13 protein-coding genes are annotated in these 13,267 nt (G+C 63.3%); 11 read left to right on the top strand and 2 right to left on the bottom strand.

Going from position 1 to position 13,267, the window contains the following annotated elements; genetic code table 11:
- Positions 1-4 precede the first annotated feature (4 nt).
- The 9 genes from EOB49_RS20635 (at position 5) to purU (ending at position 8,149) form a co-directional block, all read left to right on the top strand.
- Positions 5-919, top strand: coding sequence for a sugar phosphate isomerase/epimerase (locus tag EOB49_RS20635; RefSeq protein ID WP_127317901.1), 915 nt, complete (start codon positions 5-7; stop codon positions 917-919).
- A 67-nt stretch (positions 920-986) separates the two neighbouring features.
- The gene (locus EOB49_RS20630) at positions 987-1,931 is read left to right on the top strand and encodes a substrate-binding domain-containing protein (protein ID WP_127382086.1); all 945 of its coding nucleotides are present in this window, start codon (positions 987-989) and stop codon (positions 1,929-1,931) included.
- Between the two features lie 82 nt (positions 1,932-2,013).
- Positions 2,014-2,994 carry an ABC transporter permease gene (locus EOB49_RS20625; protein ID WP_245472768.1) on the top strand — a complete coding sequence of 327 codons (981 nt, stop codon included), beginning with the start codon at positions 2,014-2,016 and terminating at the stop codon, positions 2,992-2,994.
- Positions 2,991-3,773 (top strand): ATP-binding cassette domain-containing protein, encoded by a 783-nt coding sequence (locus tag EOB49_RS20620; protein ID WP_164761550.1) that lies wholly within the window; start codon positions 2,991-2,993, stop codon positions 3,771-3,773. Before EOB49_RS20625 ends, EOB49_RS20620 begins: the two co-directional genes overlap by 4 nt.
- Before the next feature lie 16 nt (positions 3,774-3,789).
- On the top strand, positions 3,790-4,971 hold the full coding sequence (locus tag EOB49_RS20615; RefSeq protein WP_127382085.1) for an aldose 1-epimerase family protein: 1,182 nt from the start codon (positions 3,790-3,792) through the stop codon (positions 4,969-4,971).
- A 49-nt stretch (positions 4,972-5,020) separates the two neighbouring features.
- Positions 5,021-6,103: a fatty acid desaturase family protein gene (locus EOB49_RS20610; RefSeq protein ID WP_245463719.1), complete on the top strand. Its 1,083-nt coding sequence runs from the start codon at positions 5,021-5,023 to the stop codon at positions 6,101-6,103.
- A 19-nt stretch (positions 6,104-6,122) separates the two neighbouring features.
- Positions 6,123-6,437: a MocE family 2Fe-2S type ferredoxin gene (locus EOB49_RS20605; protein ID WP_013530832.1), complete on the top strand. Its 315-nt coding sequence runs from the start codon at positions 6,123-6,125 to the stop codon at positions 6,435-6,437.
- Between the two features lie 33 nt (positions 6,438-6,470).
- On the top strand, positions 6,471-7,271 hold the full coding sequence (locus EOB49_RS20600) for a 3-methyl-2-oxobutanoate hydroxymethyltransferase (protein WP_127382083.1): 801 nt from the start codon (positions 6,471-6,473) through the stop codon (positions 7,269-7,271).
- Entirely contained in the window at positions 7,268-8,149 is an 882-nt protein-coding gene (purU, locus tag EOB49_RS20595; RefSeq protein WP_127382082.1) for a formyltetrahydrofolate deformylase, read from the top strand. Before EOB49_RS20600 ends, purU begins: the two co-directional genes overlap by 4 nt.
- Before the next feature lie 9 nt (positions 8,150-8,158).
- On the opposite strand, the gene hutH is transcribed toward purU, so the two are convergent.
- On the bottom strand, positions 8,159-9,640 hold the full coding sequence (gene hutH, locus EOB49_RS20590) for a histidine ammonia-lyase (protein WP_127382081.1): 1,482 nt from the start codon (positions 9,638-9,640) through the stop codon (positions 8,159-8,161).
- Complete coding sequence (locus tag EOB49_RS20585) at positions 9,637-10,638, bottom strand: ornithine cyclodeaminase family protein (protein ID WP_127382080.1); 1,002 nt, start codon at positions 10,636-10,638, stop codon at positions 9,637-9,639. Before EOB49_RS20585 ends, hutH begins: the two co-directional genes overlap by 4 nt.
- A 121-nt stretch (positions 10,639-10,759) precedes the next feature.
- Here EOB49_RS20585 and EOB49_RS20580 point away from each other — a divergent pair, with 121 nt between their 5' ends.
- Together EOB49_RS20580 and EOB49_RS20575 are read left to right on the top strand one after the other, a co-directional pair.
- Positions 10,760-12,193 (top strand): DHA2 family efflux MFS transporter permease subunit, encoded by a 1,434-nt coding sequence (locus EOB49_RS20580; protein WP_127382079.1) that lies wholly within the window; start codon positions 10,760-10,762, stop codon positions 12,191-12,193.
- 270 nt (positions 12,194-12,463) lie between these two features.
- A partial coding sequence (locus tag EOB49_RS20575; protein WP_164781751.1) for an ABC transporter permease occupies positions 12,464-13,267 on the top strand: 804 nt, incomplete at its 3' end.

The raw sequence follows: 13,267 nt of genomic DNA, 5'->3' as shown, positions 1-13,267 counted from the left end.
CACCATGATGCAGGCAGGTATTTTCACGGGCTATTTCCCGTACGGCCTCGAAGAGACGGCGAAGAAGATCCGTGGCCACGGTTTCAACACCGTGCAGCTCGACCTTCATTTCAAGGATATCGACCTGTCGGCCGGCCAGATCACCAAGGATAAGGCCAAGAAGGTTCGCGACACGTTCCGTGCCCACGACCTGCCGATCTGCTGCATCTCGGGCTACACCAATGTCATTCATCCCGACCTCGCGCACCGCAAGGCGAATGTCGATCGGCTGAAGGAAATCATCCGCAACGCCCGCCAGCTCGGCAGTCCTTACGTGATCTCGGAGACCGGTACCTACAACACCGAGAGCGAGTGGATGAGCGATCCCAAGAACAAGTCCGAAGAGGGTTTTGAGATGTGCCGCAAGGTGATCTCCGAACTGGCGCAGGAAGCCTATGACCACGGCTCAATGTTCCTGCTCGAAACCTACGTCAACAATGTCGTCGGCTCGGTCGAGGAAACGGTGAGGATGTTCGCGCAGGTCGACCATCCGGGCCTCGGCCTGCTGATGGATCCGACCAACTACTTCGAAAGCCACAACATCGACCAGATGGACAAGGTGCTGAACCAGGTGTTCGACACGCTGGCCGACAAGGTCAAGATCGCGCATGCCAAGGATGTCGCACGAGCCGGCGACGACAAGAGCGAGAAGCATGCGGACATCGGCGATGACGACGCGCTGGCCTCGCACACCTTCCGCGGCGTTGGCGAGATGGTCCTCAACGCGCCGGGCACCGGCTCGCTGAACTACGACCTCTATCTGCAGCGCCTGTCGCAGAAGAACCCGAACATCCCGGTGATCATCGAACACCTTTCGGAAGACGACGTGCCGAGGGCCAAGAAATTTCTCGACGACAAGTTCCGCGCCAACGGTCTCTGACCAGCTGTGCGCCGCCCTTTGCCGGCGGTGCATCCGGCTTGGAAGCAACAACAAGGGAGGAATTGCAGTGTTGAAATTCGGATTGAAACTGGCAGCGGCCGCGACTGTGTTCGCGGGCATCGCATTCGCCTCGCCGGTAATGGCGCAGGATGGCCAGAAGACGTTCTACCTGCTGTCGCATGGCGGCCCATCGGATGCGTTCTGGCTCGACTGGAATGCCGGCGCAACCAAAGCCTGCGACCAGCTCAAGGTGACCTGCAAGATCTCCTTCAGCGGCGGCGACATGGCGGCGCAGAAGGAGGCCTTCAATTCCGCGCTTGCGGCCAAGCCCGACGGCATCGCCACCACCTCGGCCCAGCCGGGCCTGTGGACCGAGGAAGTGAAGGCTGCCAAGGCGGCCGGGATCCCGATCGTGTTCTTCAACACAGACGATCCGGCGACCGGACGGCAGGCCTATGTCGGCGCCGATCTCAAGGAGGCGGGGGTCATCTGGGCCAAGTATCTTGTCGACCACAAGATGGTGAAGCAGGGCGACAAGGTGTTCCTGCCGGTGGAAGTGCCTGGCGCCAGCTATCAGCAGTTGGAGACCGAAGGCATCGCCAGCGTCTTCGATCCGTTGGGGATCAAATATGATGTGGTCGATTGCGGCACCGACCCGGCCGGCATCATTGCCAAGATGACCGACTATATGGTGGCCAACAATCCGCCGGCGATCATCGCGCTCGGCGATTCCGTCGCGGCCAGCGTCAAGCGGGTGTTCGACGGCGCCGGTGTGCCGGCCGGCAAGATCCCGGTCGTCGGCTGGGGCAATTCGAAGGAAACCGCGGAAGCCGTGAAGTCCGGCTTCGTCAACGCGGCCGCCTGGCAGTTCCCGTCTGCGCAAGGCTTCATGCCGGTGGCATTGCTCGGGCTCGCCGCGTCGGGCGAACCGATCGGCTACGACATCCATACCTTCAGCCTCTACGACGCCTCGAGCGTCGAACCGATCCTGAAACTCTACGACACGAAGTGAAAACCGGTGCCCGCGGCGCAGGCCGCGGGCACCATTTCAAAGCATGGTTCAAGCAGTCATGATGATCGCCGCAGAAGACGAAATGCCTGTCGGGAAACGTAGATCGAGCCTTATGCGCTCGCCGCAATTCTCCTCGCTCGTCATCCTCATTGTCCTGCTCGCGGTGTTCGCCATCGCCGATGCCAATTTCCTGTCGCCGCTCAACATCTCCAACATGATGGCGTTCCTCCCCGAGCTCGGCATCATCGCGCTCGGCATGACGCTGCTCCTGACGGCGGGCGAATTCGACCTGTCGGTTGGTGCCGTGTTCGGGCTGGCGCCGGTCGTCGTCATGCTTCTGGTGCAGAACGGAGGCGTCGATATCGGCATCGCGCTTCTGGCCGGGCTTCTGCTGTGCGTCGCCATCGGCGCCATCAACGGGCTGATCGTCACCAAGATCGGCATTTCGTCCTTCCTGGTCACGCTGTCCATGCTGCTCGTGGTGCGCGGGGCGGCGCTCTACATCACGCAGGGCTTTCCGCTGAAATCCTGGGACCAGCCAGGCTTTTTCGTCACGCTGCTGGCCGGCAGCTTCAATGTCGGGTCGTTCCGGTTCTACACCTCGCTGTGGTGGTTCATCGGTCTCTCGCTGCTGGCGATCTACGTGCTGCGCTATGCCAAGCTCGGCAACTGGATCAGCGCCATCGGCTCCAACCGGAACGCGGCGGTGGCGCGCGGCGTGCCGGCGGACGCCGTCAAGGTGTGGCTGTTCATCCTGACTTCGGTCCTTGCGGGACTGGCCGGCATGATCAGCGCCTTCCGCATCTCGGCCGCCTCACCGGTGGCCGGCACCGGCTATGAGCTCGAAGTGATCGCCATGGTGGTGGTCGGCGGCACGGCGCTGACCGGCGGGCGCGGCACGATCCTCGGCACCATCGTCGGCGCGCTGATGCTGCGCGCGATCCGCAACGGCATCGTGCTGATCGGAGTGCCGGGCCTCGCCTACAACATCTTCGTCGGCCTCATCATCCTCGCCATGCTCATCCTGCACGCTTTGCTGCAGAAGAACGCCGCAAGGGGCTGATCATGGAAGTTCTCCGGCTGCAGAATCTGCAAAAATCCTTCGGCAGCGTTCGGGCGCTGAAGAATGCGTCCTTTGCCCTCAAGGAGGGTGAGGTGGTGGCCTTGCTCGGCGACAATGGCGCCGGCAAATCGACGCTTATCAAGGCGATTTCCGGTGTGTTTCCGATAGACCGTGGCGACATCTATGTGCGCGGCGAGAAGGTCTCGATCCGCTCGACGCGCGATGCGATGGACCTCGGCATCGAGACCATCCACCAGGATACGTCTCTGGCGCCGGATCTCAGCATTGCGCGCAATCTTTTCCTTGGGCGCGAACCGGTCAAGCTGAAATGGCTGGGCGTGTTCGCGCCGCTCGATTTCGCCAAATTGCGCGATGCGGCGTCGGCGCTGTTGAAGCGCGTCGGCATCTCGAAAAAACTCGACGCCGATGCGCTGGTCTCGACGCTGTCGGGTGGCGAGCGGCAGTCGATTGCGATTTCTCGCGCCATGCAGTTCGCCGCCAAGGTCATCATCCTCGACGAGCCGACCAACAATCTCGGTGTCGAGGAAACCCATGGCGTGCTGCGCTTCGTCAAGGAGGTGCGCGACGCCGGCCATTCGGTGCTCTTGATCACCCACAACATCCATCACGTGTTCCAGGTCGCCGACCGCATCATCGTCATGCGCCGCGGCGAGATCGTCGCCGAGCAGACGGTTGCCGATACCGATCTTCTGACCGTGGAGAGCATCATCACCGGCGCCGACATGTCGGCCCTGCTGAAAGAGACGAGAGCGAAGTGAAGAAGTTGGCCGTCACATGGTAGAACTCTACGGCAAGACGCTTTCGCGCCGGCAGGTATCGGAACGTTCGGGCATGCTGTCGCAATTTGCCGGCGTGCGGCTGATGACGCTTGGCGACGGCGTGGAACGCGGCATCCGCATGCTCGAGTTCCGCACCGGCTCGGGCCTGCGTTTCACGGCGCTGGTCGACCGGGCGCTCGACATCGCCGATTGCGACTTCAAGGGCCAGGCGATCGGCTGGCATTCGCCGAGCGGCTTTCGCAACCCCGGCCTGCACGATTATGAGGGGGAAGGGGGCCTCGCCTGGGCGCGCTCGTTTTCAGGCCTGCTTGTCACCTGCGGCCTCGACCACATATTGGGCCGCGAAGCGGTGCCTGCCGATAGCTACAACTACCCGGGCAAGAAGACCGTGATCCATTCGCTGCACGGCCGTGTCGGCACCATTCCGGCACGGTTGACCGGTTATGGCGAGGCCTGGGATGGCGACCGCTGCGTGCTTTGGGCCGAAGGCATCGTTCAGCAATCGGCGGTGTTCGGCGAGGATTTGCATCTGATCCGGCGTATCGAGGCCGATGTCGGCGGCAACGAGATCCGGCTGTCGGACCGCGTCGTCAACCATGGCTTCAATCGCACGCCGCACATGTATTTTTACCACGTCAATGTCAGCCACCCCTTGCTCGACGAGGGTTCGCGCTATCTGGCGCCGATCCGCGACGTCGTCTGGGCTGGCCATGCAGGCGAACGCTACGAGGCGCAGAAGGTCGGCTACCGCATCGTGCCGGCGCCGCGACTGGGCTTCAGCGAGCAGGTCTGGCAGCATGAGATGGCGGCGGACGCCAATGGCGAGGTGCAGGTGGCGGTGGTCAACGATCAGCTCGGGCTCGGCTTCGAAGTGATCACGCGCAAGGATCAGCTGCCTTGCGCCTACCAATGGCAGAACTTCCAGGCAGGGCAGTATGCGCTGGGCATAGAGCCCTCGACACACCATGTCTTGGGCAATCTCGCGGCGCGCGAGCGAGGCGAGATGATCTGGCTGGAGCATGGCGAAGGCCGTTCTTACGACGCGGTGTTCCGGGTGCTCGACGGCGCCGGCGCGATCGCCGCGGCCGAAGCGAAGATCGCGTCGCTCGCCAGGCAGCCGCAACAGGATTATCCTGTGCCGTCGGGCAATTTCCCGGGATTGGCGGACAGGGCATGATGCGAAACGAATGCCCCGGCTGGCGGGCCGGAAATCGGAGGTCGATGTGATGGAGAAAAAACGCGACTACAGCCTGGTCGGGGAAAGCACGCGCATCGCGATCGAGACCGGTCTGGCCTCGGCCGAGTGGTATCACACCGATGTGCCGCGCAAGGCGATGAAAGAGCTGATGCAACGCTCGGACGGGCCGGCGATCCGCGACACGATCATCTGGATCGTTGCCATATTGGGCTCTGCCGCCGGGATCGTCTGGTTCTGGGGCACGTGGTGGGTGGTGCCGTTCCTGCTCGTCTATGGCGTGCTCTACGGCTCGTCCAGCGACTCGCGCTGGCACGAGTGCGGCCACGGCACCGCCTTCCGCACGCGCTGGATGAACGATGCCGTCTACCAGATCGCCAGTTTCATGCTGATGCGCAACCCGGTGACCTGGCGCTGGAGCCATGCCCGCCATCATACCGACACGATCATCGTCGGCCGCGACGCCGAGATCGCGGTGATGCGTCCGCCGGACCTGCTGCGCGCCGCACTCGCCTTCACCGGCATTCTCGATTTCCGCTATTCGCTGCCGTCGCTTGTGCGCAATGCGTTCGGCAGCATCTCGCCCGACGAGAAAAGCTTCATTCCCGAGATGGAGCTTCACAAGGTGGTCACAGCCGCGCGCTGGCATGTCGCCATCTATGCCGCGACGATCGTGCTGGCGCTTTATCTGTGGTCGTTCCTGCCGCTGGTGCTGATCGGCCTGCCGCGCCTCTACGGCAGCTGGCACATGGTGCTGACCGGCCTGCTGCAGCATATCGGCCTGGCCGATAATGTCACCGACCACCGGCTGAACACGCGCACCGTCTACATGAACCCGATCAGCCGCTTCATCTATTGGAACATGAACTACCATGTCGAACATCACATGTTCCCGATGGTGCCGTATCACGCGCTGCCGAGGCTCCACGAATTGATCAAGCACGATCTGCCCGAGCCGAACCCTTCGATGTGGCATGCCTATCGCGAGGTCTGGCCGGTGCTCATCAAGCAGCTTCAGTACGAGGACTATTTTCTCAAGCGTGAATTGCCGCCGACGGCCAAGCCATACCGGGACGAGTTCCATGCGCTGACCGTTCCGGCGGCGGCGGAATAGAGTTGCAAGGAGACGAGAGATGGCCGACTGGGTTGAAGCGTGCGGCGTCGACGATGTCGAGGAAGAGGATGTCATCCGCTTCGATCATGGCGGCCGGACCTTCGCCATCTATCGCAGTCCCGATGACGAGTACTTCGCAACCGACGGGTACTGCACGCATGAGAAGGCGCATCTGGCCGATGGGCTGGTGATGGACGACATCATCGAATGTCCCAAGCACAATGGCCGCTTCAACTACAAGACGGGCGTGGCTCGAGGCGCACCGGTATGCGTCAATCTCGCCACCTATCCAGTGAAGGTCGAGGCTGGCAAAGTGATGATCCAGATCGGCTGACCTGCCGCCGAATGCAACTGAGGGAACCTTTTGATGAGCCGAAATAGACCGACGGTGGCGGATTTGCGCGCCATGAAAGGCAAGCGCCAGCTGACCATGCTGCGCGTGCTGACGATGGACGAGGCAGAGGCCGCGGAGCGCGCAGGGGTCGACATCGTCTCGGTGCCGCCCGAACTGGTGCTCAACCCGCAATACCGGGACGCCGCACCCAGCCTGTTCACCATGCCAGGCGACAATTTCTACGAGATCGGCACGGCGGACGATTTCGTGCGCTGGGCTTTCCGGCTCTACAAGGCCGGCGCCGACGCGGTCTATTGCAGCGCCGGCTACGCCACGGTCAAGCGGATGGCCGATGACAATATCCCGGTGATCGGCCATGTCGGGCTGATCCCGTCACGGGCCACCTGGACCGGCGGCTTCAAGGCGGTCGGCAAGACCGCCGACACCGCCATGGAGGTCTTCGCGGCGGTGAAACAACTGGAGGCCGCAGGCGCCATCGGCGCCGAGATCGAGGTCGTGCCGGTCGAGGTGGCCAAGGCGATCTCGGAACGCACATCCTTGATCATGCTGTCGATGGGGGCGGGCACCGGTTGCGATGCGCAATATCTGTTCGCCGACGACATTCTCGGCCAGACCCGGGGCCACATGCCTCGCCATTCCAAGGTCTATCGCAATTTCGCCGCCGAATATGATCGTTTGCAGGCCGAGCGCATCGCCGCGTTCTCGGAGTATGTTGCCGATGTCAACAGTCTCGCCTATCCCGAAGACAAGCATGTGGTGCATATGGATCCGGCTGAGCTCAGCTTGTTCATGAAAAGGGTCGACAGGGCGTGAAATCTCAAGGCAATGATGCGACGCACGAGGCCGCGCCGGTTCATATTCTCACGCTTTCCTGCGAGGATCGGCCGGGAATCGTTGCCGCCGTCACGGCGGAGCTTGCCGCGAACGGCGCCAACATCGCCGAAAGCAGCCAGTTCTGGGACCGGCAGACCAATCGCTTTTTCATGCGGATAGCCTTCATCAGCCCGCCAGGCTCGACCAGGGACAGCCTGGAGCGGGCCCTGAAATCAAGCGTCGATCGCTTCGGCATGAAGACCGCGCTGGTCGATCAGGGACGCCGCCCGAAGATCATCGTCATGGTCTCCAAGTTCGACCACGCGCTTCTCCATTTGCTGTACCAGATCAGGGTCGGCTGGCTGAACGCGGAGGTTGCCGCCGTCGTCTCCAACCACGAGGATGCCCGCCGCTTCGCCGAACTGGAGGGCATTCCCTACCACCATTGGCCGACCACCAGGGAGAACAAGGCCGAACAGGAACAGAAGCTGCTGGACCTGGTGCAGCGGACGGGGGCCGAACTGGTCATCCTGGCGCGCTACATGCAGGTCTTTTCGAAAGGCCTGTCGGACCGGCTGTTCGGACGGGCGATCAACATCCACCATTCCTTCCTGCCGAGCTTCAAGGGCGCCAAGCCTTATCACCAGGCCTTCGACCGCGGCGTCAAGCTGATCGGTGCGACGGCGCATTACGTCACCTCCGACCTCGACGAGGGCCCGATCATCGACCAGGAGACCGAACGCGTCACCCATGCGATGAGCGCCGAGGATTTCGTTGCAGTCGGGCGCGACATCGAAAGCCGGGTGCTGGCGCGCGCGGTCAAGCTGCATCTCGAAGCCCGCGTCATGCTCAACGGCCACAAGACCATCGTCTTCTGAGAAGCCGCGTCAGGCCGGCCAACTGCCGCCGGCGAGCGCGCCGTAAAGCGTCTCGGCGTCGATACCGAGCGGCCGGTCCTCTTTCAGCATGGGGACGAGCGAGCGTATCGCCCTGTGAATTGTTGCGGTGCGTGGCGCCAATGTGAAGCCGTCGCGCAGGTCGACGGCCTGTGCGGCGGCCATCAGTTCGAAGGCGATCAGGCGGCGCCACAGCGCGATCATCCCGGCGCATTTTGCCACCGCCAGAGGCGTTTGCGTGGCGTGATCCTCGACGCCTTCTGAAACCGGAAGAAAGTCGAGCATCACCGGATTGGCCTTGTGGCGGATGGCGGCCAGGATCGACGTCACCGTCTTCTGCAACGGTACGAAGCCGGCCGAGGCGCCGCCGACCGGTGACAGATATTTAGGCAGGCCATTGCGGCCCGAACCGGTGAGCTGGATGAAGCGGGCTGCACTTGCGGCGGCACATTGGGCGATCGCCAGGCCGAGCGTCTCGAAGGCGAGCGCTATCGACGCGGTGTGGAAATTGCCGGTCGACAGCACCAGCTCATCATCGCCCAGCACCAGCGGGTTGTCGGCGGCGGCGTTGAGTTCGATCTCGACAGCCTGTCTCGCCTGACCGATCGCCTCGATCAGCGCGCCATGGATCGACGGCATGCAGCGGATCGACAGCGGGTCCTGCAAAGTGGTCGGCGCCGGCGCCTCATCTCGGACGAGCAGATCGTGCAGCACCTTGGCTGCTTGCTGCTGGCCTGCCGCCGGGCGCGCCATATGCAGGCGCGGGTCGAGGATGGTGCGGTTGGCGCCAAAACCTTCCATAGTCAGAGCCCCGGCCTGCTGCTGCTGGGCAAGAGCCGACAGCGCATCCGTCACCGCAAGTGCGGCGCTGCCGGCGGACACCGCCGAAGCGTTGATCAGCGATAGCCCGTCCTTCGGCGCCAGGCTGATGGGGGCGAGGCGCGCCATCATCAGCGCCTTGGCCGCCGGCATGCGACGGCCCTGATAGTCGGCTTCGCCATCGCCAGTGAGCATGCGGGCGAGTGCCGTCATCAACACCAGGTCGCCGGCGCCGATCGAGCCGAGCGACGGCATGACGGGATGGACGCCGGCATTGAGCGCGTCGACCAAAGCGACGAAGACGGAAGGCGATAGGCCGGAGCCGCCGACCGACAGCATCGACGCACGGGCAAGCATGGTTGCCCGCACGGCTTCGACCGGCAGCACCTCGCCGACGGCGCCGCTGCGTCCTTCAAGCAACTGGCGCTGGAAGGCGCCCGCGTCGCCTTCGACAGCAGTGCCGAGATTGGCGCCGAGCCCGGTGTTGAGGCCATAGATCTGCTGGCCGGACGCGGCGGCCTGGTCGAGCACTTTTCGTGCCTTTTCCAGCCTGCCGATGACATCGGGTCCAACCTCCACCTTGCGCCCATCGCGGGCGACCGCAGCGACATCGTCAATACCGACGCCGGTTCCGGTGAGGACGAGCGCGCTCATGCGAAGCGCAGCCGCTGGCCGATGCCTTGCACTTGGGCCTTGGCCAGCATCGCCTTGCCCAGCGCAATGTCGGACAGCGACAGGCCGCGATGCCAGAACAGGATCGTTTCGGCGTCGCTTTCGCGCCCGGCTTTCAGACCGGCGGCAATCTGGCCGAGCTCGGCATGCAGCGTCTTCTCGCTCAGCCGCCCGGTCTCGACATGGGCGCGCAGCGAGCCGAACTTGCCGCCCTTGCACTGGCCCCAATCGTCGACGACCATTTTCTGCATGATGTCGGTCAGCGACAGTTCGACCGCGCTCATCGTGCCATAGGGCACGACCAGTGCGCCCGGCTTGATCCATTCGGTCTTGAGCAATGGCTGCGGCTCCGGCAGGCGCGAGGCTTCGACGACGATGTCGGCGCCCTCGATGCAGCTTTTCCAGTCGGCCACCGCCGTCACTGTCTTGCCGAGATCGGCGGAGAGTTTGGCGGCAAAACCGTCGCGGCTTTCCGGGCGGCGCGAATGGACGCGGATCTCTTCGAAATCGAAGAGATGGTCGAGCAGGCGCACATTCCAGTAGGCGGTGCCGCGCGCGCCGATATGGGCCAGCACCTTCGAATTCTTGCGTGCCAGATGCTTGGCGCCGATGGCGGTGACGGCGCCGGTGCGCATGTCGGTGATGACGGTGGCGTCGAGGATGGCGCGCGGCGCGCCGGTGCGCGGGTCGAACAAATTGAGGATGCCGAATTCGGAAGGCAGGCCGTGCAGGTAGTTGTCGACATAGTCGCCGACGATCTTGACGCCGGCGGTGTCGAGCGGCGCGACGTAGCCGCGCAGCACATTGAAATGGCCGTGGAAGGACGGATCCGGCTCGAGATGGACACGCGGTTCGATCACCGTCTGGCCATTGCCTTGCGCCACCAGGCCAGCCTCGACGGCGGCAATGATTTCGCCATCGGTCATGGCAAGGGCGTCGATGTCGAGGGCATTGAGGTAGTCGATGTAGATGGGCTTCATGTTACGCGGACACTTTCCTCGGCCACCCCGTTCATCCCATAGCAGGCCAAGGCGGGACACGAAAGTTTGTTGCGCCGTCTCTGGACGCGTCCGGCCAAATGCTGTTCAAACCGGTTCCGTCATGACTGCCATTCCCGAGACCGAAACCTTACCCGAAACGGCCACCAATGCGCGGCGCGTGGCGCTGATCGTCGCCATCGCGTTCTTCATGCAGTTTCTGGATTCGACGATCATCTCAACCTCGCTGCCGCAGATGGGGGCTTCCTTCGGCGTGTCAGCGGTAGCGATCAGCATCGGCATCACCGTCTACATGCTGACCATGGCCGTATTCGTGCCGCTGTCGGGCTGGCTCGCCGACCGGTTCGGCGCACGCAACATCTTCCTGCTGGCGATTGTCCTGTTCACCCTGGCCTCGCTTGCCTGCGGCGTCTCGCAAAACCTGACCCAGTTCGTCGCCGCACGTGTCGTGCAAGGGCTCGGCAGCGCGCTGATGACGCCGGTCGGGCGCATCCTGGTACTGCGTAATGCGTCGAAGTCGGAGCTGCTGAACGCCACGGCACTGATCACCTGGCCGGCGCTGTTTGCGCCGGTGATCGGGCCGGTGCTTGGCGGTTTCATCACCACCTATCTGTCCTGGCACTGGAATTTCTTCATCAACATCCCGCTTGGCGTGGTCGGGTTGGTGCTGGTCGCCCGCTTCATTCCGGGCGATCGCGAAGCCGACCCCAAGCCGCTCGACTGGCCGGGTTTTTTCCTGACATCGGCGGGGCTTGCGTTGCTTCTCTATGGCCTTGAACGCATCGCGCACCCGGAGGACGGCGTTCTTCCGACGGTGCTGCTGGTCGTAGCCGGCATCGTCATCGGCTGGCTGGCGGTGCGGCATCTCAGGCGCGCGCCGCATCCGCTGCTCGATCTCTCCTCGTTCAAGGTGCTGACCTTCGCCATCTCGACGCTTGCCGCCGGCACCATTTTCCGGGTGGCGATCAACGCCACGCCATTCCTGCTGCCGCTGCTGTTCCAGGTCGGCTTTGGCCTCTCGTCCGTCGATGCCGGCTTGATGATCCTGGCCTATTTCCTCGGCAATCTCGGCATGAAGACGGTGACGACACCAACGCTGCGCCGTTTCGGCTTCCGGTCGGTGCTGGTCGTCAACGGCCTGATCGCTTCGGCGGCGATTATGGCATGTGCTGCGATCTCGCCGCAGACGCCACAGGTGCTGGTGGCGGCGCTGATGCTGATCGCCGGCCTGTCGCGCTCGATGCAGTTCACCGCGCTCAACACACTGGCCTTCGCCGACATCGATGCGGCGCAACGAAGCTCGGCGGCGACGCTGTCCTCGATGCTGCAGCAGGTGGCGATGTTGTTCGGCGTCGCGGTGGCGGCGGCGATCCTCAATTTGTCGCAGATCGCCAGGGACCGGCCAGAGCTCGATCTTGTCGATTTTCGAGTCGCCTTCCTGGCGATCGGCGCCATCGGGCTGGTGGCGGCGTTGCGTTTTCTCGTGCTGCCGCCAGGTGCGGGCGCGGAGGTTTCCGGCCACTCGCCGGGAAATTGAGATCGATTTTTCCGCCTGATGCGGAGATAAATTCCGTCTTGTCCTTTCGCCTTGGTGCAGCCTTTTCGCGAGTGGCGGCTATGGCGCAAGCAATTGCCAAAAGTGCAGAGTTTTCCGAGCATTGCGCCAGCTTCGGCAATCGACGCGTCCATTTGGTAAATATCGCTGCCGGCCGGGGTTCCGAGCGCGGATTCATTTGACGAACCGGCGTTGGGCCGATTAGCGTTCTTTCCCAGGGATGGCAGCGCTGCCATCGGGGCAAACGCAGACATGAACACGATCGGCTGGCCGAATTTCAGGAGCCTGAATCAGGAAGGCATTGTCTTTGCCATAGCGGTGGTGCTGTTCGTTGCAGCGGCCATAGGCCTGCCGGGTTTCATCGATCCCAACAATCTCGTCGCCATCGTCCGCTCCGTGTCGGTGCTGGGCATCCTTGCGCTCGGCATGGCCGTCGTCATCATCGGACGCGGCATCGACCTCTCCGCCGTGGCGATCATGGCGATGTCTGTCGCCTGGTATCTGCAACTTCTGAATTCGGGAACGCCGGACGGGCTGGCCTTCGCCTATGTGCTGGCCGGTGTGCTGGCCATCGGCCTGCTCAACGGCTTTCTCGTCGCCTATGCCGATGTGCCCGCGATCTTCGTGACGCTGGCGACAGGCTCCTTCGTCTTCGGCTATGTGCGCTCGCAGCTGATCACGCAGGATGCGGTGCCGGTGCCGCAGGGCCACTGGGTCGAGCTGCTCGGCGGCCTGCGCTTCCTCGATATTCCGGTCGAGGTGTTCGTCTTTGCCGGCCTCGCCTTCCTCTTCTTCCTGTTCCTGCACTACACCAAATGGGGCCGCTACATCTACTTCGCCGGCGACAATCCGGTTGCCGCCCGCAACATCGGCATTCCGGTGCGGCCGATGCTGGTGCTGCGCTATGTGCTTTCCGCTTTCGTCGCACTGGTCGCCGGCCTGCTGACGGCGGCGAGCCTGCATTCGATCAACACCCGCGTCGTCAATTCGACGCTGCTCTACGACATCGTGCTGGTCGCCGTGATCGGCGGCATCGGCCTTTCGGGCGGGCGGGGC

The sequence above is a fragment of the Mesorhizobium sp. M7A.F.Ca.MR.148.00.0.0 genome, assembly GCF_003997735.1.
Lineage (GTDB): Bacteria > Pseudomonadota > Alphaproteobacteria > Rhizobiales > Rhizobiaceae > Mesorhizobium.
The sequence above is the reverse complement of the archived record's forward strand: the minus strand, read 5'-3'. Positions and strand labels throughout refer to the sequence as shown.